Raw genomic sequence first — 23,851 nt, forward strand, 5'->3', positions numbered from 1 at the left:
ATGCGATGTCGTCAGAAGAGTTAGAGCTGGTCTGGAGTAGCATTAAATCAGAAGCGAGAGCACTGGCCGAGTGTGAACCAATGCTGGCGAGTTTTTTTCACGCGACATTACTGAAGCATGAGAATTTGGGTAGCGCACTGAGCTACATTCTGGCGAATAAACTGGCTAACCCTATCATGCCTGCCATTGCCATCCGTGAGGTGGTTGAAGATGCCTACCATGCCGATGCGCAGATGATTGTCTCTGCTGCGCGCGATATCCTGGCGGTGCGCTTGCGTGACCCCGCTGTCGATAAATATTCTACGCCATTGCTGTATCTGAAAGGTTTTCATGCACTCCAGGCCTATCGTATTGGTCACTGGCTGTGGGCGCAGGATCGCAAAGCGCTGGCAATTTATCTGCAAAATCAAGTTTCTGTTGCTTTTGGTGTGGATATCCACCCCGCGGCAACCATTGGTTGCGGCATCATGCTTGACCATGCCACCGGTATCGTGATTGGTGAAACCGCCGTGGTTGAGAATGATGTTTCCATTCTGCAATCCGTCACCTTAGGTGGCACCGGTAAAACCAGTGGTGACCGTCATCCAAAAATCCGTGAAGGGGTGATGATTGGCGCAGGTGCCAAAATTCTGGGGAATATCGAGGTCGGGCGCGGTGCTAAAATTGGTGCCGGGTCAGTGGTGTTGCAGGCGGTACCGCCTCATACAACCGCGGCGGGTGTCCCAGCCCGCATTGTCGGCAAGCCGGAGAGTGATAAACCCTCGTTGGATATGGACCAGCATTTCAATGGGGCTAGCCATGGGTTTGAGTACGGCGACGGCATTTAATCATCTCCTTCGTACTTGAAGCTGCAGGGGGTTGGCTACGTTCGCTCACCCGAATCACTTACTCGTGTAAGCTCATCGGGACTCGTTCACTTGCCGCCTACCTGCAACTCCAATGCCTTTGGGGATACACCTTTTTATTGAGTTGCCAGCCGTCGGCATATTTCGGCTAAAACAACTACTCTTTCAGTAATGCCCCCGGATAACCCAATTGCCGCCAGGCTTCATACACGACAACGGACACGGCATTTGACAGGTTCATACTGCGGCTTTCGGCTAGCATCGGAATTCTGATTTTTTGTTGCGCCGGTAAAGCATCCAGTACATAGGGCGGCAAGCCACGGGTTTCTGGGCCAAACAGCAGATAGTCATTGACTTGATAATTCACCGCGCTGTGGGCGGGCGTACCTTTGGTCGTCAGGGCGAATAAGCGGGCCGATTGTGGGCCAGTAGATTGCGCGCCATCAAGTTTTTCACTGTCTAAAAATGCTTGATAATCATGGTGATGCTTAATGTTAGCAAACTCATGATAATCAAGACCCGCACGGCGCAAGCGCTTGTCATCCCAAGTGAAACCTAGCGGTTTAATCAGATGGAGCTGGCAGCCAGTATTGGCACACAACCGGATAATATTGCCGGTATTCGGCGGGATTTCGGGTTCAAATAAAACGATATTAAGCATATGTCCCCCAATAATGAGGGGCGCAGGATATCAGAAACCCCCGCTCAGTGCAGCGGTTGCCCATTTGGCTGATAATAATTAGGTTGTCATAAAAAAATTTGACAGCAAGGAGCGGAGAGCAGCCGCTGTGATGATTTTATATGTTGGTCAGCACAGTCGCTATCAATGGGGGTATTCAACATGACATCAATTAAGGGCGTTATAGACAGTGTGCTAGACCCTCGTTGGGTTGCCATTGTTAATCGTGATAAAACTGCCGATGGTCAGTTTGTTTATGCGGTGAAAACCACCGGCGTGTATTGCCGGCCCTCATGTCCATCCCGGCAGGCTAAAGCACAGCATATTGAATTATTTACAGATAATGATGCGGCTGAACTTGCTGGTTATCGCCCCTGCAAACGTTGTCGACCCAATCAGTTATCTCTGGCGCAACAGCAGGCTGAGAAAATCAGCCAAGCTTGCCGCCTAATTGAGCAAGCCGAAACGCCCTATACACTCGATGCGCTCGCGGCTGAGTTAAATCTCAGTACCTTTCATTTCCATCGGCTCTTTAAATCCATCACCGGGTTAACGCCCAAGGCATATGCCACCGCGACCCGTAGTGCGCGTATCCGTGAGCAATTGGCGGGGCAAGGCTCGGTGACAGACGCCATCTTTGACGCGGGTTATAACTCCAATGGCCGTTTTTATGAGCAATCGAATCAATTATTAGGGATGACGCCGACCCGCTATCGCAAAGGTGGCCGCGATGTCAGGCTGCATTTTGCTGTGGGGGAAAGTTCTCTCGGGGCACTTTTAATGGCAAAAAGTGAACTGGGCATCTGCGCCATTCTGCTGGGCGATGACCCGCTCCTGCTGGTGCAGCAATTACAGGACAAATTTCCCCATGCTGAATTAATCGGTGGCGACGCCGAGTTCGAGCAATGGTTCGCACAGGTGGTTGGGCTGGTTGAAGCCCCTCAACTTGGGCTGGATTTACCGCTGGATATCCGTGGTACAGCTTTCCAGCAGCGAGTATGGCAGGCACTACGCGATATTCCGGTGGGTGAGACCGCCAGTTATGCTGATATCGCCGCTAAAATTGGCTCACCGAAAGCCGTGCGTGCGGTTGCCGGCGCTTGTGCAGCTAATATATTGGCCGTCGCTATTCCTTGTCATCGAGTTATTCGCCAGGATGGTGCCTTGTCAGGCTATCGCTGGGGCGTTGAACGCAAGAAACGGTTGTTGGCAAAGGAGGCTGGGGCCTGAATCAGAGTTAAAATCCCGCCGCTATCCAATCTAAAATTATCCGGTAGCGGCGGGGATGTTGGTAGGCAGCTTATGACTTGAGTGGGTGCAGTGGCAGCCAGATTATCAGGCGCAACCCCCCTAATGGGCTGTCTTCGGCCCGAACCCACCCGCGATGTTGATTAACTGCGGTTTCCACAATGGCCAGCCCCAACCCGGTTCCGCCGGACTCGCGGTCTCGCGCTTCATCTGTGCGGTAGAATGGCCGGAATATCTGCTCACGATCTTCTGGGCTAACCCCCGGGCCATCATCATCGACAGTGATAGTTATCCCCTGATTATCCGAGCTGAATGCCACGGCAATGTGATGATGAGAATAACGTAGTGCATTACGCACGATATTCTCCAGCGCACTGTCGAGGGCTGCAGGATTGCCAAATAACATCCATGGGCCAGGAGGCGCAGTCACTTCGAGTGTTTTCCCCATCTGGTCAGCTTCAAACTGTGCATTTTCCAGCACATCAGACCAAAGTTCATTGGCTTTGATGGGCTCTCGATGTAACTCATTTTTGTGCTGACTGCGAGATAACACCAGCAAGTCATTGATCATGCTATCTAACCGCTGGGCTTCCATCTCGATACGTTCCAGCTCTTTCCCCTCGCCATGGCGACGGCGCATCAGTGCGGTGGCCAGTTGCAGGCGGGTGAGTGGCGTGCGTAATTCATGAGAGATATCCGAAATCAGCCGTTGTTGGGCGACTACCATCCGGTCAAGAGCACTGATCATCTGGTTGAAACTAGCGCCAGTGGCCAAAAATTCTTGTGGGCCGGATTCCAGCTCAGGGTGCTGCTTCAGATTACCTCGCGCGACATCATCAGCAGCATTTTTCAGCTTACGCGCCGGTTTTGCCAAGCTCCATGCCAGCCACAACAACAGTGGCGCACTGATTAGCATCGTGGCAATCAATAACAGCAGCGGCCGGTCAAACATCAAATTGATAAAATCAGATTGCGGGCTGCTGGCTGGGCGCAGCAGATAAAGCTGATAGTTATCTTCGCCATCCCGAATGGAGAAAGGGCCAACCATCTCCAGACGGCCATATTTTTTCTTTTTCGGCTGGTCTGAGTTATCTGACTGGCCGATAAAATTGCGCACCATTTGCATTTCGTGGCGCTGAGCACCAATAACGCGGCCTTCGGTGGTCACTAGCACTAAATGCTGGCCGGGTGGCGCCCACTTTTCGATGGCGCGATAAAGTCTGCGCCACCACATGAGGTCATTGGCAGGATCACTGGCCAGTTCGGCCTCAATATGTTGCTCCAGCATCGTTCCCTGACGCTGTTCACTGTCGAGCAAGGTCGTCATTTGACGCGAATCGAGCTTGGGCACCATCAACACCAGCATTAATACCAGCGCTAAAGTAAACCAGAAAATCGCAAAAATTCGCGTCGTTAAACTGTTAATCATGTTTCAGAGACCATCAGATACCCGCGACCCCGCAGAGTTTTAAACCAAGGTAGCCCGTCTTTGCGATCCGGTAGCTTACGGCGCAGGTTTGAAATGTGCATATCAATGGCACGGTCAAAAGGTGTTAATCGTTTACCCAACACTTCTTGGCTGAGATGCTCGCGCGAGACCACTTGGCCGAGGTGCTGAGCCAGCAGGTAGAGTAAGGTAAATTCAGTACCGGTTAACTCCAGCGATTGCCCCTCAAAGCTGGCTTCCTGACGGCCCGGGTTCAATTGTAGGCAGTCAACCTCTAGGATTGGCGCACCTTGATCGACATTTTGCTGTTGTTCACTCCAGTTAGAGCGGCGCAAGATAGCCCGGATACGCGCCACCAACTCACGGTCATTAAACGGTTTTGCCAGATAATCATCGGCACCCAGCTCAAGGCCAAGTACCCGATCCAGCTCGCTGCCACGTGCCGTCAGCATAATAACTGGGGTCTGGTGGTGCTGGCGTAGCTCTTTCAATGTTTCGATACCGTTTTTACGCGGCATCATAATATCAAGTAATAACAAGTCGATAGAGCTGTCCAGCAGATTTAATGCCTGCTCACCATCGTGAGCAACAACAACATTAAAACCTTCCATCTCCAATAATTCTTTCAACAGCGACGTCAGTTCACGATCATCATCAACTAATAGGATTTTATGCATGATTGTTTCTCCTCTTGACGCAAAATACGTTATCAATTGCCGGTATTCCATGACTTTACTTAGCTTTACATGCCCTGACTCCAGTTTTACATCCACTGACGCTAGTTTGCAGCGGGGCCGGTAGACTGCTCCTCATTGAATCGCAGAGCGTAAATCGCTTAGCAGATAGAACCTAGGAGTTAAATGATGCGTAAAGTAACTAAAGTAGCAACGTTAATCATGGCGTCAATGTTAGTTCTCGGCTCTCAAGCCGCCTTCGCTGCTGATAAAACCGGTGCCACTGATGGCTGGTGCCACGGTGACGGTACGATGATGAACAAGAAAGATGGCCGTGGCCACCATAACATGTTTGATGGCGTCAATCTGACAGAGCAGCAACGCCAGCAAATGCGAGACCTGATGCGTCAGTCTCGTCAAGACCGTCCTCGTGTCGATTTAACTGACCGCGAAGCCATGCACAAACTGATTACTGCGGATAAATTCGACGAAGCCGCGGTCAGAGCGCAGGCCGAAAAAATGTCCAAAGACCAAATTGACCGTCAGGTCGAAATGGCCAAAGTCCGTAACCAAATGTTTAACTTGCTCACTCCAGAGCAAAAAGCTGCCTTGAACCAAAAGCACCAGCAGCGCATTGAGAAAATGCAGCAGGCGCCAGCAGCACAACCCTCTTCTGCCCAGAAGTAAGTAGTACCCAGTAATACCCTGTTTTCCTTGCTATAGACACCATCCCTGTCTTTCCCCGCCATGATGGCGGGGCTTTTTTTTGTCTCATTTCCGTTATACTAATAACCCCTGAATATTATTCGGTATGAGTTATGGATCCGCAATATGCTCGGCTGGTGAAAGCGGCTGCGCTCAGTGCCACGGTGCTGGCATCAATCTTACTGATAATTAAAATTTTTGCTTGGTGGCATACCGGATCAGTGAGCTTGTTGGCTGCATTAGTTGACTCTCTGGTGGATCTGGCCGCCTCTTTGACCAATCTTTTTGTGGTGCGCTATTCCCTGCAACCCGCGGATGAAGAACATACTTTTGGTCACGGCAAAGCTGAGTCCCTGGCAGCACTGGCGCAAAGTATGTTTATTTCCGGCTCGGCGCTGTTCCTGTTTTTGACCGGTTTCCAACATTTGGTCTCACCGACACCATTACAAGATCCCGGCATCGGTATCTGGGTAACCTTAATTGCACTATTCAGTACCCTGATATTAGTCACATTTCAGCGTTGGGTGGTTAGAAAAACACAGAGCCAAGCTATTCGGGCCGATATGTTGCACTATCAATCTGACGTCATGATGAATGGTGCTATTCTTATTGCATTGGCATTGAGTTGGTATGGCTTTCATCGGGCGGATGCGCTGTTTGCATTGGGTATCGGTGTTTATATTCTGTATAGCGCACTGCGTATGGGTTATGAAGCTGTGCAAGCTTTGCTGGATCGGGCCTTGCCGGATGATGAACGGCAGGAAATTATTGATATTGTGACTTCATGGCCTGGTGTTATTGGTGCTCATGACCTGCGGACACGTCAGTCTGGGCCAACACGTTTTATTCAACTCCATCTCGAAATGGAGGATATGTTGCCATTGATGGAGGCGCATATTTTAGCGGATCAAGTGGAGCGGGCATTATTACACCGCTTCCCCGGCGCGGATGTACTTATCCATCAAGACCCAAGCGCGGTGGTGCCAAAAGAACGTCATGCGCATTGGGAGTTATAATTTATTCATCAGTTATTGCTAGATTAGCTATTGTGGCATTAGCGGCAGGTAAATTGTGGTTACTAATGGTTAGGTTGTGAAGAAAATACCGCCAAATGGCATGACTTGAATCAATTCAGCTTGGTGTTTTTGCTATAATATTCAATATTAAGCTCATAAAGCTGATTTTCTGTACTGTTCGCCTGTGCAAGATACAATCGGCAAATAAAGAATTTTAAAAAATCGCATCTACAAGTTCAGAGGTAGTCATGGTCAAGAAAATCGGTGTACTAACAAGCGGCGGTGATGCGCCAGGCATGAACGCGGCCATTCGTGGGGTTGTTCGTGCTGCTTTGTCAGCAGGATTGGAAGTTTTCGGTATTGAAGATGGCTATCTTGGCTTGTACGAAAACCGCATGAGAAAGCTGGACCGCTATAGCGTGTCAGATATGATTAACCGCGGCGGTACTTTCCTAGGCTCAGCACGTTTCCCCGAGTTTCGTGATCCGGAAAAACGTAAAGTTGCGCTCCAGAATATGAAAGACCGTGGCATTGATGGTCTGGTTGTTATTGGTGGTGACGGCTCTTATGCGGGTGCAGATTTACTGACCAAAGAGGGTGGGATTCACTGTGTTGGCTTGCCGGGCACCATTGATAATGATGTGGCAGGTACGGACTACACCATCGGCTTCTTTACTGCACTGGGCACCGTGGTCGAAGCGATTGACCGCTTACGTGACACTTCTTCTTCGCATCAGCGTATTTCCATTGTTGAAGTCATGGGCCGTTATTGCGGCGATTTGACACTGGCGGCGGCCATTGCCGGGGGCTGTGAGTTTATTGCCATCCCTGAAGTCGAGTTCAAACGCGATGATTTAGTAAAAGAAATCAAAGCGGGTATCGAGAAAGGTAAAAAGCACGCCATCGTTGCCATTACTGAAAAACTGGACAACATCGACGAACTGGCCAAATACATTGAGAAAGAAACCGGCCGTGAAACGCGTGGCACGGTACTGGGTCATATCCAGCGCGGTGGCGCTCCGGCTCCTTATGACCGTATTCTTGCCTCTCGTATGGGCGCTTATGCTGTTGATCTACTGTTGGAAAATCATGACTATTCCCACGGTGGTTTCTGTGTTGGCGTACAGAATGAGAAGATGGTGCATGAGTTAATCTCAGTGTGTATTGCGCCAGAAAACAAGAAAAGTAAATTTAAAGAAGATTGGTACGACACGGCGAAAAAACTGTTCTAAAACAGTCAATAGCCTGAGAAAAAAGGCCTCCGCTTGCGGGGGCTTTTTGCATTTAATCGGCGGTATATTTCGTATTGATATAATCAAAACTTTTTTATTCTTTAATTGGCTGGAAAGTTTCTGGCACGCTCTGTATCAAGCCAACCAATTGGGTTGATTACATTTTAAGTTAATAACTATTCAAGTTAATGACAATAAATCTGGGGAGCGGGTCAATGCGTAAATGGGGTGTAGGTCTTTCATTACTGCTGCTGGCATCAGGTGCCATGGCAAAAGATATTCAATTGCTGAATGTGTCATATGATCCGACACGTGAGTTTTATCAAGAATATAATCAATCATTTAGCAAGCATTGGCAAGAGCAAACCGGTGACAAAGTGACGGTGCGTCAATCACATGGCGGTTCGGGTAAGCAGGCGACCTCGGTTATTAATGGTATTGAAGCTGATGTCGTGACTCTGGCTCTGGCTTATGACGTCGATGCTATTGCTGAGCGTGGTCGTATTGATAAAGATTGGATCAAGCGCTTGCCGGATAACTCCGCGCCTTACACCTCAACTATCGTATTCCTGGTGCGCAAAGGGAATCCAAAACAGATTCAGGATTGGTCAGATTTAGTCAAGCCGGGTATTTCGGTCATTACGCCGAATCCCAAAACCTCCGGCGGCGCGCGCTGGAACTACCTAGCGGCATGGGGTTATGCGCTAGAGCACAATAATAATGATCAAGCCAAGGCGCAAGAATTTGTCAAACAGTTGTATAAGAATGTGGAGGTCTTGGATTCTGGCGCTCGTGGTGCGACCAATACATTTGTAGAACGTGGCATTGGCGATGTATTGATTGCCTGGGAAAATGAAGCCCTGTTGGCGGTGAATGAAGTGGGCAAAGACCAGTTTGATATTATTACACCGAGTGTTTCTATTTTGGCCGAGCCGACAGTCTCGGTGGTGGATAAAGTGGTCGATAAGCGCGGCACCCGTGAAGTGGCTGATGCGTATTTGAAATATTTATATTCACCTGAAGGCCAGACCATTGCCGCGAAAAATTACTATCGGCCACGAGATCCGGCGGTAGCCGCCAAGTTTGCCAAAGAATTCCCGCAACTGAAGTTGTTTACCATTGATGACGTTTTCGGCGGCTGGACGAAAGCACAGCAGGTGCATTTTGCCACCGGCGGCGTATTTGACGAAATCAGTAAGCGATAAAATAACATAATGATTTGATAGCAATAATAGACTCAGCGCCCGCAAGTTAATGCTTACGGGCGCTTTGTTTTATCCGCCATTTTAACCCTCTGATTATTTTCATAATTCCTCTCTTTATTACAGATAAAAACCGCGTAATTCGCCAGCACGTGTTAAATGCGCTATTGAGTTATTTGGTCTAATAAATGTGGCAAATTATGCGGAGAAAATTATGAATATTAGTGGCGTTTCAAGTGCGAGATTGATAGATAACCCAGATTTGGACTCATCAAGTCCGCCATCGGGGGCATTATCGAGGTGGGACAGTACTGAATCACTGCATAGTAACGCGTCAATTCTATATGTACCTGATGGATGTGATGGCGATTCAGCAGCTATCACTGAGTATACACCACCTAAAATAATAAACAGGCCAGTTGACAACGCTTTAAAACCGCAAAATTATCCTGTTAATAAGAATGGAGGATCCCCGTTAAGTCTGGAAAATTACTTATCAGACTATTTATTAAATAAAGTGAATGATGAGGGTAAAGCACCTGTATGGCTAAGGCCATTGGCCGCTTTGCTGGCGTTATTTGGAATTCATGGTTTTGGTCAAACTAACTGTGCTTCTTGTGCTACGGCGGTTATCGATACATTAGAGCAAAATAAGCTACATCTGGCATTGCCATATCTGAGGGGAGCTGATGTTAAAGGAAATATGGATAGGCTTATTTATGAAAAAACATCGGTTACTGAGTTGATGACTAAGCTACAAGGCTATCAGCGTGACGAAGCCTTATATGGTGTTTTGGTGATTAAACGTCCAGCTTTATGGCGCATATTGCCATGGATGACAGAGGGGCACGCCTGCAATGTGATCAAATTTGCAGGCAGTAATTTCATCCATTTTCTCGATACTCAGAAGAGGACATATATAAAATATGATCTCAATCTTTATAAGGAGGAAGAGATTGCCGATTGTGAAGAACAAATAAGGCTCTCTAGTCAGATACGCCAGAAAGCTCAGATAAGTAAATTCTTTGGTTTGGTAGGAACGGACGGAATTGATTTATATGAGAAAATTTTTAGACACTCAGATAATAAAAAAACCGGAGCAACAGCCCCGGCTTTATCAAAAACTTAAAAGCAAAAATTAGGCTTTTTTAGCTTCAGCAGCGGCTTTTACGATAACCGCGAAAGCCTCTGCTTTCAGTGATGCACCACCTACCAGCGCACCGTCAATATCTGGCTGGGTGAACAATTCTGCTGCATTTTTATCATTTACAGAACCGCCGTACTGAATGATAACTTGTGCGGCAACAGCAGCATCTTGCTTGGCAATGTGGTCACGGATGAATTTGTGAACCGCTTGAGCCTGTGCTGGCGTGGCTGATTTACCGGTACCGATAGCCCAGATTGGCTCATAAGCGATAACGGCACCTTCGAATGCTTTTGCACCCAAAGTGTTTAGCACGGCGTCCAGTTGTTTGGCGCAAACAGCTTCAGTTTGGCCTGCTTCGTTTTCGGCTTCAGTTTCGCCGATGCACAATACTGGGATCAGGCCAACTTCTTTCAGAACACCGAATTTCTTCGCGATGAATTCATCACTTTCTTTGTGATAAGTACGGCGTTCAGAGTGGCCAATGATGATGTATTGAGCACCAATGTCTTTCAGCATTTCAGCCGAGGTATCACCAGTAAATGCACCAGACAGATTCACATCAACGTTCTGTGCGCCCAGTGCGATACGGCTGCCGGCTAATTCATGTTTGGCTTGGTTCAGGTAGATAGCGGGTGGGGCAATAGCGACGCCACAACCTTCAACGGTGCTCAGTTCTTTGCGCAGGTTAGCGATAAGTTCGTTAACCATGTGAGTGCTACCGTTCAGTTTCCAGTTACCCATAACTAATGGATGACGCATGTTTCTTCCTCCAACAAGGGGACACGAGGGTCAATAATAATGACTGCCCGACAGGCAGTTTACCTGTCCAACAGTATAGAGATGATTAGCGGCAATGGCTTTGCTTTTCGTCATTAATTGCGGCGAGATTATGCTTCAGATAGTGACAGCTTAATCGGTTCAACAGCGAAGGTAAGCCCTTTTTCGCCATTATCTGCCACAACATAGCGAATTGCGCCGACAGGATGGGCAAAGAAAGGCAAACCTTTACCCTGAGTGAGCAGTTGCTGCACATTGTCGAGACTTTGTTCGACCGTCAATGTTGGTTCAAACTGGCGCATCAGTGCCGCCATATAAGTGACAGCGACTCGTCGAGCCGCTTTCTCTTCATTTCCTTTGATTGGTAGATAAGTAATTTGTATGGTTTTTATCTTACCGGTACCTTTCTCCAATGCGGTTGAAGCATAGAGATTTTCATTAATCTTACTGGCCGCCCGCGTCAGGGGTGGCGCATCATCCTTGACTGTAATCGCGTGAAACTCACTGATTGGCAGGGTTGGGTTGGCGTGATTATAGCGCTCACGGAATTTTACCAGAGTTAAATCGAAGGTTGGTGCGCCAGAAAGCAGATAAGGTGCCGTTGGCTGCGTTTCTTCTGCTGACTTATCACCGCCAGCATCGGGGTCGGCATGAGCGCGGCTAACCGTTGCGATGAGCAGCAGTATTGTCAGCATGGCGGTTATTTCTTTTCTCATGACTTATCCGTGGTCTGAAGTGTATAGGGGATTAAAACGGTAATGGGGGGTGATTGTCAAAATTCACTGCAAAGATTATAGGTTAGTTGCGGTGTTGAGTTACTCTATTGTGCATATCAACACGACGTTATATCAGTTAAATGGATCAGGTTATTGATGACAATACAGCAGTGGTGTTTCTCGTTTAAAGGCCGTATCGGGCGGCGTGATTTTTGGATCTGGATCGGGTTGTGGCTCTTGGCGATGTTGGTTATTTTTACCTTAGCAGGGCAACATTGGCTCCCGACTCAAACTGCTGCTTTTGCTATTGTTTTTTTGCTGTGGCCCACGGCGGCGGTGGTCGTCAAGCGGCTACATGACCGCAATAAAGCCGGTTGGTGGGCATTACTGGTGGTGCTCGCCTGGATGTTGATGGCCGGTAACTGGCAGATGTTAGCGCCTATCTGGCAATGGGGGGTAGGGCGGTTTATTCCCACGCTGATTATTGTCATGATGTTTATTGACTGCGGCGCATTTCTCGGCACTGAGGGGGAGAACCGCTTTGGCCCGGAGGCGGTGCCGGTGAAGTTTCTGGCCGATAAAGCGCAGTAGAGCCGGTGTAAAGCACAAGGGCGCAGTAGCGCCCTTGAATATGAGATGCGGAGTTTACCAGTATTGTTCGCTGGTCATATGCCCCGGTTTACGGCGTAAATGTTTGCGCATCCCCCGCTGTTCTTTCAGCAATTGCTGGGTATCACGCACCATTTGCGGGTTACCACACAGCATGACATGGCTATCTTCTACATCAATCTTCAGGCCAACTGCCGCTTCCAGCGAGCCATTTTCAATCAGCGCCGGGACTCGGCCGGTCAATGATCCTGGGGATTCTTCCCGGCTGACCACTGTTTGAATCCGCAATTTACCATTATAACGTTGCTCGAGCTGCTGCATCAGTGGCAGATAGCTGAGGTCACGAGCAAAACGGGCAGCATGAACCAGCACCAGATTTTTGAAGCGCTCCAAATCGCGCCCTTCCTGCAAAATAGACAGATAAGGCCCAATGGCGGTGCCGGTTGCTAGCATCCAGAGCGTGTCACAATCCGGGATTTCTTCCAGGACAAAGAAACCCGCCGCTTGCTTGGTCACCATGATTTCGCCGCCGACGGCCAGTTGGTCTAGCCGTGGGCTGAGTTTCCCCTCTGGCACGGTGACCAGATAAAACTCCAAGTTATCGTCACTGGGGGCATTAACGTAGGAATAAGCCCGCTGCACCCGTTCACCATTAATATCTAATGCCAGCTTGGCAAATTGACCGGCGGTAAAGGGATCGACGGGCGCATTGACCCGAATACTAAATAGAGCGTCCGTCCAGTGTTCGATGTGAGTAATCTTGCCACTAACCCATTCAGCCATATTCTTTTCCCGTCATATACTTATCTGATGTCATACCTAAAACGATGGCCATATTTTATGGCATCTGGCTTAAAAGTATTATCGATTAAATGTGATGCCCTGCTTTGGCCACAGGGAAATGCCCACTTGGCGAATATGGACAGTTAACTTTACGATAATGGTGTTTTTATCTGCCAGTTGGCTATTTTGTAATATGTCGTGCTGGCTCGCTAAAAAATCTGGATTTGTTAGCTTAGGCGCCAATAGTGAGGTGTGTCGCAAAATCCAGTTTTTCACTGCTAGAGATGTGTGACACGAAGTCCAGCTAACAATTAGTTAAGATCATGAGAAAAATAGAAAATTTCCACCTGCTGGTGATGTTGATTCTGTTAGTCGCTGTCGGTCAAATGGCGCAAACCATTTATGTGCCGGTGATTGCGGAAATCGCCCGTGATTTATCGGTTCGCACCGGTGTGGTACAGCGGGTGATGGCGGCATATCTGTTGACTTACGGCTTCTCGCAATTGATTTACGGCCCGCTCTCTGACCGGGTCGGGCGTCGGCCGGTGATTCTGGCGGGCATGATGATCTTTATGTTGGGGGCATTGGGGGCTTGGCTGGCGGATAGTTTGCCAATGCTGGTGGCGGCCAGTGCTTTGCAGGGCATGGGGACGGGGGTCGCGGGGGTGATGGCGCGCACCATGCCGCGCGATTTATATGCTGGCACGGCGCTGCGCTACGCTAACAGTATGTTGAATATGGGGATTTTGGTCAGCCCGCTGATGGCCCCGGTTATCGGTGGGGTACTGGCGAGTCTGTTGGGCTGGCGTGCTTGCTATGCTTTCCTGCTCTTTTTATGTGGTGGGGTCGCATTTTGTATGTTCCGCTGGTTACCGGAGACTCGCCCGCAGCAAACTGAAAAACGGCGCATGCTGGCCAGCTTCCACTTACTGCTATCTGACCGCGCTTTTAGCTGTTACTTAGTGATGCTGATTGGGGCCTTAGCCGGGATTGCAGTCTTTGAGGCCAGTGCTGGGGTATTGATGGGCGGAGTGCTGGGGCTAAGTGGGGTGACGGTCAGTATTTTATTTATCCTGCCGATTCCAGCGGCATTCTTCGGTGCATGGTATGCCGGCCGTGAGGGTAAAACTTTCCATAATTTGATGTGGCACTCGGTGATTAGCTGCCTGTTGGCGGGGCTGATGATGTGGATACCCGGCTGGTTCGGCATCATGAATATTTGGACATTAGTGATACCGGCAGCGCTATTCTTCTTTGGTGCCGGGATGTTGTTCCCGCTCGCCACGACTGGGGCAATGGAACCTTTCCCTTATCTGGCGGGGGCGGCAGGGGCTTTGGTCGGCGGCTTGCAGAATGTTGGGTCAGGTTTAGCGACGTGGTTATCGGCCATGCTGCCACAGACCGGGCAATTCAGTTTGGGGTTGCTGATGTTTGCCATGGCGGTATTGATTTTATTGTGCTGGTGGCCATTATCTCACCGGATGCAACCGCAAGAGCGCCGCATCTAATCGATTGATAACACTGAACTAAAATGGGCGCGGCTTAAATGTAGCGCCCATTTTTAATTAATGGCGATAATATGAATGAGCCGGATTACAGCAAAAATTCATGCAGCGCCGGGTCTTTACGGTCAAGAAAATGAGTGGAGCGGATACGGCGGATAGTGCGGGATTTGCCGCGAATCAGCAGGGTCTCGGTGGTCGCCATGTTTCCTTTGCGATAAATACCCTCCAGTAGGTCACCTTTAGTGATGCCGGTGGCGGAGAAAATCACATTGTCATTGCGGGCCATGTCCCCCAGTAACAGCACTTTACCGGCTTCAATCCCCATTGATTTACAGCGCACCAGCTCTTGTTCACCAATGCGGCGGTTATCTGCGTTATCACCTTTTACTTGATGACGTGGCAATAAACGCCCTTGCATGTCGCCGTCCAGCGCGCGTATCACCGCCGCTGAAATCACCCCCTCAGGCGCGCCGCCGATGCAGTACATCACATCGACTTCACTTTCTGGCATGCAAGTTAAGATGGAGGCGGCGACATCACCATCTGGAATAGCGAACACTTTGACCCCAAGTTGCTGCATTTCGGCGATTATCCCGTCATGGCGCGGTTTGGCGAGGGTGATAACCGTTAAATCGGTCAAGGGTTTATTGAGCTTGATAGCAATATTGCGCAGGTTCTGTCCCAGTGGCAGATTAAGGTCGATGGCTCCTTGTGCGCCGGGGCCAACCACCAGCTTTTCCATATACATATCTGGGGCATGCAAAAATGTGCCTTTATCCCCCACCGCCAATACCGCGAGGGCATTGGCCTGGCCCATTGCGGTCATGCGGGTGCCCTCAATAGGGTCAACCGCGATATCAACAGCATCGCCTTGGCCGGTACCGACATGCTCACCGATAAACAGCATCGGCGCTTCATCGATTTCACCCTCCCCGATAACAATCTGCCCATCAATATTAACCTGATTGAGCATAATACGCATCGCCCGTACAGCAGCGCCGTCGGCGGCATTTTTATCGCCTCGACCCAACCACTTGTAGCCCGCCAGTGCAGCAGCTTCAGTGACACGGGAAAACTCGATGGCTAATTCACGTTTCATGGTTAGACCTGTTGGTTACACAATGGAAGAATAGGATATGGGCGGGAATTCTAACACATTGAAGAATGAGCCGAGCGAACACGAATAAAAAACGCGCCATTGGGGGGATGGCGCGTTATGCGAGCTTAAAACAGACTTGATTTTAGCAGCAGGCCGTTATTCTTCGTGCTCTTCCCAAGCTTGGGCACGGGCCACCGCTTTCTTCCAGCCCTTATAGCGGAAGTCACGTTCGGTGGTTTCGATCCCTGGACGGAATTCGCGCTCAATGGTGGCTTTGCTCTGTACTTCATCCAGATCATTCCAGAAGCCGGTCGCCAGACCCGCCAGGAATGCAGCACCCAGCGCGGTGCTTTCACGGACTGCTGGGCGCTCAACGCGGGTGCCCAGAATATCGGCCTGGAACTGCATCAGGAAGTTGTTGGCGACCGCACCACCGTCAACACGCAGTGCTTTCAGGCGTTCGCCGGAGTCGGCTTGCATGGCATCCAATACATCACGAGTTTGATAAGCAATGGACTCCAGTGTGGCGCGGATAATATGGTTGCTATTCACCCCACGGGTCAGGCCAAAAATAGCGCCACGGGCATACGGATCCCAATATGGGGCGCCCAGGCCGGTGAAGGCTGGCACCACATACACGCCATTGCTGTCTTTGACTTTCGTCGCGAAATATTCTGAGTCGAATGAGTCGCTAATCAGTTTCAGTTCATCGCGCAGCCATTGGATAGAGGCCCCGCCAATAAACACGGCACCTTCCAGCGCGTAGTTCACTTCGCCACGTGGGCCACAGGCGATGGTGGTTAAGAGGCCATTTTTGGATTGCACCACTTCAGTGCCGGTGTTCATTAACAAGAAGCAGCCAGTGCCGTAAGTATTTTTCGCCATCCCTGGTTGCACACAAAGCTGGCCGAACAGTGCCGCTTGTTGGTCACCGGCGATACCGGCGATTGGAATACGTGTGCCGCCTTTACCACCAATGTTGGTTTGGCCGTAAATTTCTGACGATGGGCGAACTTCTGGCAGCATAGAGCGCGGAATGTTCAGCGCTTTCAGCATGCGCTCATCCCACTCTTTGGTGCGGATATTGAACATCATGGTACGCGACGCGTTGGTGTAATCCGTTACGTGTACGCGGCCCTGTGTCATGTTCCACACCAACCAAGTGTCTACGGTACCAAACAGTAACTCGCCACGCTCAGCGCGCTCACGTGCGCCCTCTACGTTATCAAGGATCCATTTTACCTTGGTGCCAGAGAAGTAAGGGTCGACCACCAGCCCAGTATTGAAGCGGATGTATTCTTCCAAACCTTCTTTTTTCAGTTTTTCGCAGATTTCCGCTGTACGGCGACATTGCCAGACAATGGCGTTATACACGGGTTTACCGGTTGCTTTATCCCAAACAATGGTCGTTTCACGTTGGTTGGTAATGCCGATACCGGCAATTTCATCCGAGCTGATACCGGCTTTGGCCAGCACTTCAACCAGTGTGGAGCTTTGGGTTGCCCAGATTTCCATCGGGTCATGCTCAACCCAACCTGCTTTCGGGTAAATTTGGGTGAATTCGCGCTGAGAAACACTCACGATATTGGCATCGTGGTCCAGCACCACTGCTCTGGAGCTGGTGGTTCCCTGATCAAGCGCGACAATATATTTCTTTTGAGTAGTATTTTCAGTTGTCATAGTTAGCCTACTTTTAAGTTGCCGTTTATACCCGCCATCTTGCGCGTTGCTGGTGTATTGGCTGCACCATGAAATCTAGCGGGCATATTGAATTATCTATCAATTACGCTTTGCGTTCTGTGGTCGTCACCGTGGTTTCTTCATCATCAGCAGCACACACATCACATGGCAAATGGCGGCCAATCAGAGCGCGATAGCCGAATGCGCCCACTAATGCACCCACGATAGGCCCAAATATTGGCACCAAGAAGTAAGGAATGTCGCGCCCGCCCGTGAAGGCGACTTCGCCCCAGCCGGCGAAATAAGCAAAGAGTTTGGGGCCAAAGTCACGTGCTGGGTTTAATGCGAACCCGGTCAGTGGGCCCATTGAACCACCGATAACGGCAATCAGAATACCAATCAGGAGCGGGGCCAGTGGGCCGCGGGGAATGCCGTTACCATCATCCGTCAGCGCCAGAATCAGGCACATCAAAATAGCGGTAATCACTGTTTCAACCAAGAATGCCTGGAAAACAGAAATGTGAGGATTAGGATAAGTAGAGAAAATGCCAGCCAGATTTAGGCTCTCAACACTGCCGCGTGCTATCTGATGAGTTTGTTCAAAATCGACGAACAGGTTGTAGTAGAGGCCGAACACCAAGGCCGCAGCACAAAAGGCCCCGGCAATTTGCGCCAAAATGTAGGGAACAACTTTACGACGATCGAAACAGGCAAATAACCACAAGGCAATGGTGACTGCCGGGTTAAGATGAGCACCTGAAATTGCTGCCGTGAGATAAATGGCCATGGCAACGCCCAAGCCCCAAATGATACTAATTTCCCACTGCCCAAAACTGGCCCCTGCCAATTTTAATGCAGCGACACAGCCCACACCAAAAAAGATGAGTAGAGCGGTACCGAGAAATTCCGCGATACATTGGCCCTTCAAGGTCGAACTAGCGGTTTGGCTCATAGTAGATGTCCTAGAGACAGAGATTTATAGGGTATTTCTTATTTTTGCCCTTCAAACGCAAAGGGAGTGATGTAAATTTATCGTTAACGAGCACAAACGAGAAATAGCGAAATCAAAATGTGTGTGGTTCGTCATAAAAATGAGCGATTTCGCGTTGTTCGCGGCTGTTAAGGGACTTTAAAAGTGTGATCAGACCAGTGCTTTCGTCCTCAGTTGTTAAGCGGGTGTATAACTTTACATTATGGGTCATAGAGGTTTTTCAGTTTTTGCTGATGGTTCCTGACATGAAATTGCTACAGAGTGTGGTTTGTACCGGTATGGCGCTAGACAGGGGGGGACTGGCTACATACAATCGCCCTACAGGGTCATTGCTTTACTCGACCATCGTTTTTATCAAACTGCGTGTGCGCTCGGGCATATAGCGCGATAAATCAGTATTCACCGCAGTTTCATTTGTCGGGGGCTGCTTTAGTGAATGCAGCCACTGAAGTTAAGAATGATGACTGCGACCAAGAGATGTACGCCTTGCTACCATAAGGGGACCGAAGAATGTCATTTGAAGTATTTGAGAAATTGGAAGTTAAAGTTCAGCAGGCGATTGATACCATCACTCTGTTACAGATGGAAATTGAAGAGCTGAAAGAGAAAAATAACACCCTGTCCCAAGAAGTTCAGGAGGCGGCTGGTGGTCGTGAAGCGCTAGTGCGCGAAAATGAGCAACTGAAACAAGAACAGCATGTTTGGCAGGATCGTCTGCGGGCACTGTTGGGAAAGATGGAAGAAGTCTGATTTCTTATGCCCTTCATACTTGAAGCCGCAGGGTTGTTAACTGCCACTTCAATGATTTTGGCTGTAGAATAACATTCTGTTATTGAAAGAAATTTGTCACATAGTGACGTCAAGTAATAGTGACTGTGGGTCAAAAAGCAAAAGGGCGATATCAACATCGCCCTTTCTTATGCAATCAGTGGAATATTACTCAATATCCAAGGGTTCTTCTGACAAGATGATCCCGGTGTTGTCTGCGTACAAGTGGTCACCGGAGAAGAATGTCACCCCGCCAAAATTAACGCGGATATCACTCTCACCAATACCTTCATCTGCGGCACCGACCGGGATGGCGGCCATCGCCTGGATACCAATATCCAATTCGGCTAGCTCATCAACCTGACGGACAGCACCATATACCACAATGCCTTCCCACTCGTTTTTCAATGCCAAATCAGCTAATTCCGCATTGACTAATGCGCGGCGCACTGAACCACCGCCATCGACAACTAAAACACGGCCAAGACCATTTTCTTCAAGCAGGTCAAACAACAAGCCGTTATCTTCGAAACATTTTACAGTGGTTATCTTGCCACCAAATGAAGTACGTCCGCCAAAATTGGAGAACAGTGGTTCTACCACATTTACCTCTTCATGATAGATATCACAGAGATCGGAAGTATCATATTTCATAGGATTAACGTCTGGTTGCGGCTGGGATGTTAAGTATATCCCTTTCTGGCTACTGTTGGCAAAATCATCAATTGTTAAATTTCTCCGGGCCGGTTCTATCGGCGATGGCCCGGAGAGACAAAAGGCAGAATTAACTGAGCACCAGGCCAATCGCGAACAGGATATTGGTCAGTAGCGCGGCTTTGACCATATGCTCGAGCATCGGGCGCATACCCGCTGCGGTCGGCTCACGCAGTACAAATAAGGCGTGCTTGACCAGCAAAGGAACAGCGAGAAGAAAAATCCAACCCGCCCAGCTATGCAGATTCAGCAGGCTAAATAAGGCCAGGCAGCAGATAGCGGCGGCAATCAACAGAGCATGGTAATAGCGGGCGACGACCGGGCCTAAACGCACTGCGAATGTGTTTTTGCCATTGGCTTTGTCATTTTCGATATCGCGCAAATTATTAATATTTAACACCGCAGTTGCCAGCAAACCACAGGCGGTCGCGGGTAGCATGACGATACTGTCAAAGTGCCCGGCTTGGAGATAATAAGTCCCGGCGACACTCAGCCAGCCGAAGAAAACTAAGACTGAAATATCACCTAACCCCATATAACCATAGGGTTTACTGCCGACGGTATAGGTAATGGCGGCCACAATCGCCATCAACCCGAGCAGTAAAAAACCTAAAATATCGCTGGGTTTCTCACAGGCGACGGCAATGAGGGCGATACCCGAAATAACCGTCAGGCTGACAGTTATTATCAGCGCAATTTTCATTTGGTGGCGGGTAATCATCCCTTTTTGCATGCCCCTCAATGGCCCGATACGCTCTTCGGTATCACTGCCCTTAATGGCATCGCCATAATCATTGGCGAGATTGGACAAAATTTGCAGCAGACCCGCGGTCAACAAGGCGAGCAAAGCGACGGCGGGTTTAAAGCTACCGAGCCAGACAGCGAGGGCTGAACCGGTAACGATAGAGGCAAAGGCCAGTGGCAGTGTTCTTGGCCGTAGGCTTTCCAGCCAAGCCTGGGTCTGGCTGGTGTTGGTTGATAGGCTCATTTTCTGCTTCATTTTATAGGAGTCTGGTTCGCCGATTATCGGCGAGTAACAAAAATCATACGATAAAAATAACAGTGGGAGGCGATGCCTCCCACTCAATATTATTTTGGCGAACCATTTTATCCAGCATAGGCTTATAAAGCGAATTATAGGATAAAACGACTCAAATCTTCATCAGCGACCAGCTCATCCAGATGCTTACCAACATACGCCGCATCAATAGTAATGGATTGGCCATTACTCTCGCTGGCGTCATAAGAGATATCTTCCATCAGCCGTTCCAACACGGTATGCAAACGGCGGGCGCCGATATTCTCGGTGCGCTCGTTAACTTGCCACGCCGCTTCCGCAATTTTGCGAATACCCTCACGGGTAAACTCAACTGTCACGCCCTCGGTTGCCATCAATGCTTTGTATTGCTCAGTCAGTGAGGCGCTCGGCTCGGTCAGGATGCGCTCGAAATCATCGGTGGTCAGTGCCTGCAATTCTACCCGAATTGGCAAGCGACCTTGCAGTTCCGGAATAAGGTCTGACGGGCTAGAGACCTGGAATGCCCCGGAGGCAATAAACAGGATATGGTCAGTTTTGACCATGCCGTGTTTGGTCGATACGGTGCAACCTTCGACCAACGGTAGCAAGTCACGCTGTACCCCCTCGCGGGACACATCCGGGCCTGAAGTCTGGCCGCGTTTACAGATTTTGTCGATTTCATCGATGAACACTATCCCGTGTTGCTCAACCGCATCAATCGCCTGTTGTTTTAGCTCTTCAGGATTAACCAGTTTCGCGCCTTCTTCCTCAATCAGCAGTTTGAATGCATCTTTGATTTTGATTTTACGCGGTTTTTGTTTCTGTCCAGCAATATTCTGGAACATGGACTGCAACTGGTTAGTCATCTCTTCCATGCCCGGAGGTGCCATAATTTCGACGCCTACTGGCGCGGCAGCCAGATCGATTTCAATTTCTTTGTCATCCAATTGGCCCTCACGCAGTTTCTTGCGAAAAGCCTGACGCGTCGGGGATGGCTCTTGGGTTTCATCTGGCTGGCCCCAGTTATTTTTGGCCGGCGGGATAAGCACATCCAGAATACGCTCTTCGGCCAATTCTTCCGCCCGGTAGCGCATTTTCTCAATGGATTGATGACGAACCATTTTTACCGCCGCATCGGTCAGATCGCGGATGATAGAGTCTACTTCCTTACCCACATAGCCAACTTCGGTAAATTTGGTGGCTTCTACTTTGATAAACGGTGCATTGGCCAGTTTTGCCAGACGACGAGCAATTTCAGTTTTACCGACACCGGTCGGCCCGATCATCAGAATATTTTTAGGGGTAACTTCGTAGCGCAGCTCTTCATTAAGCTGCATCCGACGCCAGCGGTTACGCAGGGCAATAGCCACTGCGCGTTTAGCTTTATCCTGACCGATGATGTAGCTATCAAGCTCGCTGACGATTTCGCGTGGAGTCATTTCAGACATGTTATTCTATCCTTACGCTTAGTACGTTAATTCTTCAATAGTTTGGAAGCGGTTGGTATAGATACAAATATCCCCCGCAATACTCAGAGATTTCTCAACGATATCCCGTGCACCTAATTCGGTATTTTCTAGCAAGGCGCGCGCGGCAGACTGGGCATAAGGCCCGCCCGAACCGATAGCAATCAGGTCATCTTCAGGCTGAACCACATCACCATTACCGGTGATAATGAGTGATGCGGTTTCATCCGCGACTGCCAGCAGCGCCTCAAGTTTGCGTAGCATACGGTCGGTGCGCCAATCTTTGGCTAACTCAACCGCCGCTTTAGTCAGGTGGCCTTGGTGCATCTCCAATTTGCGCTCAAATAGCTCAAACAGAGTAAAAGCATCAGCGGTACCGCCAGCAAAACCAGCAATGACTTTATTGTTATAAAGACGGCGTACTTTTTTAGCATTGCCCTTCATTACGGTATTGCCCAGAGTGACCTGACCATCACCACCAATAACTACATGACCATCACGGCGTACACTTACAATTGTTGTCACGAGCGGACCCTCGTTGCAGACTGAATGAGTCCCCATACTGTCTTTCAGAAAAACAGTATGAGGTATATTGAGATTGTAAATGGGGGAGGATTATGACTTTTCAACCCCCAGCAGCGAGAGGAATACATCCTGATTGACCAGCGCCTTTCAAACGCTGTAAGGCTTTATCTGCAGCTGCCTTGGTGCTGTATGGGCCAAGTACCACGCGATTCCAACCACCGCCGGCAGTAACTCGGCTTTCGATGCCCTCAAATGCCAATTGCGCGCGAATAGATTCGGCCTGATCCACGGCTTTGAATGAACCACATTGCACCATCCAGCGTTGTGCTTTTTCTTTCTCTTTCTCCGGTTTCGGCGGTGTAGCGGCCTGGGTTACCGGAGCCACCGGTTGTTGGGGCCGTGGCGGTGTCGTGACTTGCGGCTGCACTGGTGTCTGCTGCTGTACCGGCGCGGCCGTCTGACGCGGCGGTGTTAATGGCTGCTGCTGCATATTGGTGACCGGAGGTTTGATGGTCACAGCAGAGCGTGGCACCTGCATACCTTGGTTATAAGGCACCTCTGAAAGCTGCGTCGGTTGCTGGCGCATATCAGCCTGCATCTGCTCAAGCAGTTGGCGTTGCTCATTGGTTAGCTGTGTCTGGGAATTGACTTCGCCACCAGCAGACGGCTCTGTTGGTGTTGGTACGCCAATCTGACGATTTTCCAGCTCTTTAATATAACGCCAGCGTTCTTCCGGTTTCGGCGGTAGCCCATTGCCAGTGCGCGGGTCATGACTGGGCAGTAACGGAAGCTCACCCGGTTTATTGTGGGTGATAAAATACAGTCCGCCAACAAATACCACTAATAGCGCCACGGCCAGTGCCATCACGGTTTTGGATACTGCTGGAGCACTGCGTTTTTTTCGGCTAGTGCTTTTGCGCCGCGCTCCTGAGCGCCCTCGGCTTACATAATCTCTTTGTGCCACTATCGTTTCGCTGCGTCGTGATGATGGAATAAGTCCGTCAT

24 protein-coding genes are annotated in these 23,851 nt (G+C 49.6%); 10 read left to right on the plus strand and 14 right to left on the minus strand.

All coding sequences use genetic code 11. From position 1 onward, the window contains the following. Positions 1-5: 5 nt before the first annotated feature. The gene (gene cysE / locus D5F51_RS00420; protein ID WP_025380000.1) at positions 6-827 is read left to right on the plus strand and encodes a serine O-acetyltransferase; all 822 of its coding nucleotides are present in this window, start codon (positions 6-8) and stop codon (positions 825-827) included. 175 nt (positions 828-1,002) lie between these two features. Here cysE and trmL read toward each other — a convergent pair whose 3' ends face one another. Further along, positions 1,003-1,506, minus strand: coding sequence for a tRNA (uridine(34)/cytosine(34)/5-carboxymethylaminomethyluridine(34)-2'-O)-methyltransferase TrmL (gene trmL, locus D5F51_RS00425; RefSeq protein WP_025379999.1), 504 nt, complete (start codon positions 1,504-1,506; stop codon positions 1,003-1,005). 201 nt (positions 1,507-1,707) lie between these two features. Here trmL and ada point away from each other — a divergent pair, with 201 nt between their 5' ends. Beyond that, entirely contained in the window at positions 1,708-2,754 is a 1,047-nt protein-coding gene (gene ada, locus D5F51_RS00430) for a bifunctional DNA-binding transcriptional regulator/O6-methylguanine-DNA methyltransferase Ada (RefSeq protein WP_129199099.1), read from the plus strand. A gap of 70 nt (positions 2,755-2,824) precedes the next feature. Here ada and cpxA read toward each other — a convergent pair whose 3' ends face one another. Both cpxA and cpxR read right to left on the minus strand, forming a co-directional pair. Beyond that, a complete protein-coding gene (gene cpxA, locus D5F51_RS00435) occupies positions 2,825-4,201 on the minus strand; it encodes an envelope stress sensor histidine kinase CpxA (protein WP_129195313.1) in 1,377 nt (458 codons plus the stop codon). Continuing rightward, positions 4,198-4,896 (minus strand): envelope stress response regulator transcription factor CpxR, encoded by a 699-nt coding sequence (cpxR, locus tag D5F51_RS00440; RefSeq protein WP_025379997.1) that lies wholly within the window; start codon positions 4,894-4,896, stop codon positions 4,198-4,200. Before cpxR ends, cpxA begins: the two co-directional genes overlap by 4 nt. A gap of 186 nt (positions 4,897-5,082) precedes the next feature. Between cpxR and cpxP the strand changes: the two genes are divergently transcribed. The 5 genes from cpxP (at position 5,083) to D5F51_RS00470 (ending at position 10,177) form a co-directional block, all read left to right on the plus strand. Further along, complete coding sequence (gene cpxP / locus D5F51_RS00445; RefSeq protein WP_025379996.1) at positions 5,083-5,580, plus strand: cell-envelope stress modulator CpxP; 498 nt, start codon at positions 5,083-5,085, stop codon at positions 5,578-5,580. Between the two features lie 131 nt (positions 5,581-5,711). After that, positions 5,712-6,614, plus strand: a complete 903-nt coding sequence (gene fieF, locus D5F51_RS00450) for a CDF family cation-efflux transporter FieF (RefSeq protein ID WP_025379995.1) — start codon at positions 5,712-5,714, stop codon at positions 6,612-6,614. 248 nt (positions 6,615-6,862) lie between these two features. Continuing rightward, positions 6,863-7,846, plus strand: a complete 984-nt coding sequence (gene pfkA / locus D5F51_RS00455) for a 6-phosphofructokinase (RefSeq protein ID WP_025379994.1) — start codon at positions 6,863-6,865, stop codon at positions 7,844-7,846. 215 nt (positions 7,847-8,061) lie between these two features. Then, entirely contained in the window at positions 8,062-9,051 is a 990-nt protein-coding gene (locus tag D5F51_RS00465) for a sulfate ABC transporter substrate-binding protein (protein ID WP_129195315.1), read from the plus strand. Positions 9,052-9,262: 211 nt separating this feature from the next. Further along, a complete protein-coding gene (locus D5F51_RS00470; RefSeq protein ID WP_129195316.1) occupies positions 9,263-10,177 on the plus strand; it encodes a toxin glutamine deamidase domain-containing protein in 915 nt (304 codons plus the stop codon). Positions 10,178-10,186: 9 nt separating this feature from the next. Here D5F51_RS00470 and tpiA read toward each other — a convergent pair whose 3' ends face one another. Together tpiA and D5F51_RS00480 are read right to left on the minus strand one after the other, a co-directional pair. Beyond that, positions 10,187-10,954, minus strand: coding sequence for a triose-phosphate isomerase (gene tpiA / locus D5F51_RS00475; protein WP_129195317.1), 768 nt, complete (start codon positions 10,952-10,954; stop codon positions 10,187-10,189). 128 nt (positions 10,955-11,082) lie between these two features. Further along, positions 11,083-11,688 (minus strand): DUF1454 family protein, encoded by a 606-nt coding sequence (locus D5F51_RS00480; RefSeq protein WP_162301657.1) that lies wholly within the window; start codon positions 11,686-11,688, stop codon positions 11,083-11,085. Between the two features lie 156 nt (positions 11,689-11,844). Between D5F51_RS00480 and D5F51_RS00485 the strand changes: the two genes are divergently transcribed. Then, the gene (locus D5F51_RS00485; RefSeq protein WP_087768383.1) at positions 11,845-12,279 is read left to right on the plus strand and encodes a DUF805 domain-containing protein; all 435 of its coding nucleotides are present in this window, start codon (positions 11,845-11,847) and stop codon (positions 12,277-12,279) included. Between the two features lie 54 nt (positions 12,280-12,333). On the opposite strand, the gene fpr is transcribed toward D5F51_RS00485, so the two are convergent. Beyond that, positions 12,334-13,080: a ferredoxin--NADP(+) reductase gene (gene fpr / locus D5F51_RS00490; RefSeq protein WP_025379988.1), complete on the minus strand. Its 747-nt coding sequence runs from the start codon at positions 13,078-13,080 to the stop codon at positions 12,334-12,336. Positions 13,081-13,403: 323 nt separating this feature from the next. On the opposite strand from fpr, the gene emrD reads away from it, so the two are divergent. Next, positions 13,404-14,588, plus strand: a complete 1,185-nt coding sequence (gene emrD / locus D5F51_RS00495) for a multidrug efflux MFS transporter EmrD (RefSeq protein ID WP_129195318.1) — start codon at positions 13,404-13,406, stop codon at positions 14,586-14,588. 85 nt (positions 14,589-14,673) lie between these two features. Here emrD and glpX read toward each other — a convergent pair whose 3' ends face one another. The 3 genes from glpX to D5F51_RS00510 all read right to left on the minus strand — a co-directional run bounded on the left by glpX (position 14,674) and on the right by D5F51_RS00510 (position 18,316). After that, the gene (gene glpX, locus D5F51_RS00500; protein WP_129195319.1) at positions 14,674-15,684 is read right to left on the minus strand and encodes a class II fructose-bisphosphatase; all 1,011 of its coding nucleotides are present in this window, start codon (positions 15,682-15,684) and stop codon (positions 14,674-14,676) included. Between the two features lie 156 nt (positions 15,685-15,840). Then, positions 15,841-17,364, minus strand: coding sequence for a glycerol kinase GlpK (gene glpK / locus D5F51_RS00505; protein ID WP_025379985.1), 1,524 nt, complete (start codon positions 17,362-17,364; stop codon positions 15,841-15,843). Between the two features lie 103 nt (positions 17,365-17,467). After that, on the minus strand, positions 17,468-18,316 hold the full coding sequence (locus D5F51_RS00510; RefSeq protein WP_025379984.1) for an MIP/aquaporin family protein: 849 nt from the start codon (positions 18,314-18,316) through the stop codon (positions 17,468-17,470). A gap of 549 nt (positions 18,317-18,865) precedes the next feature. Here D5F51_RS00510 and zapB point away from each other — a divergent pair. Continuing rightward, a complete protein-coding gene (zapB, locus tag D5F51_RS00525; protein WP_004392238.1) occupies positions 18,866-19,105 on the plus strand; it encodes a septal ring assembly protein ZapB in 240 nt (79 codons plus the stop codon). Positions 19,106-19,291: 186 nt separating this feature from the next. Here zapB and rraA read toward each other — a convergent pair whose 3' ends face one another. The 5 genes from rraA to ftsN form a co-directional block, all read right to left on the minus strand. Beyond that, positions 19,292-19,777 (minus strand): ribonuclease E activity regulator RraA, encoded by a 486-nt coding sequence (gene rraA, locus D5F51_RS00530; RefSeq protein WP_025379983.1) that lies wholly within the window; start codon positions 19,775-19,777, stop codon positions 19,292-19,294. Between the two features lie 130 nt (positions 19,778-19,907). After that, positions 19,908-20,825 (minus strand): 1,4-dihydroxy-2-naphthoate polyprenyltransferase, encoded by a 918-nt coding sequence (locus tag D5F51_RS00535; protein WP_129195320.1) that lies wholly within the window; start codon positions 20,823-20,825, stop codon positions 19,908-19,910. Positions 20,826-20,971: 146 nt separating this feature from the next. Then, positions 20,972-22,303 carry an ATP-dependent protease ATPase subunit HslU gene (gene hslU / locus D5F51_RS00540; RefSeq protein ID WP_087768381.1) on the minus strand — a complete coding sequence of 444 codons (1,332 nt, stop codon included), beginning with the start codon at positions 22,301-22,303 and terminating at the stop codon, positions 20,972-20,974. An 18-nt stretch (positions 22,304-22,321) separates the two neighbouring features. Continuing rightward, complete coding sequence (gene hslV / locus D5F51_RS00545) at positions 22,322-22,846, minus strand: ATP-dependent protease subunit HslV (RefSeq protein ID WP_002208942.1); 525 nt, start codon at positions 22,844-22,846, stop codon at positions 22,322-22,324. A 100-nt stretch (positions 22,847-22,946) separates the two neighbouring features. Next, positions 22,947-23,810 (minus strand): cell division protein FtsN, encoded by an 864-nt coding sequence (ftsN, locus tag D5F51_RS00550; protein WP_129195321.1) that lies wholly within the window; start codon positions 23,808-23,810, stop codon positions 22,947-22,949. Between the last annotated feature and the right edge of the window lie 41 nt (positions 23,811-23,851).

The organism is Yersinia hibernica (assembly GCF_004124235.1).
GTDB lineage: Bacteria > Pseudomonadota > Gammaproteobacteria > Enterobacterales > Enterobacteriaceae > Yersinia > Yersinia hibernica.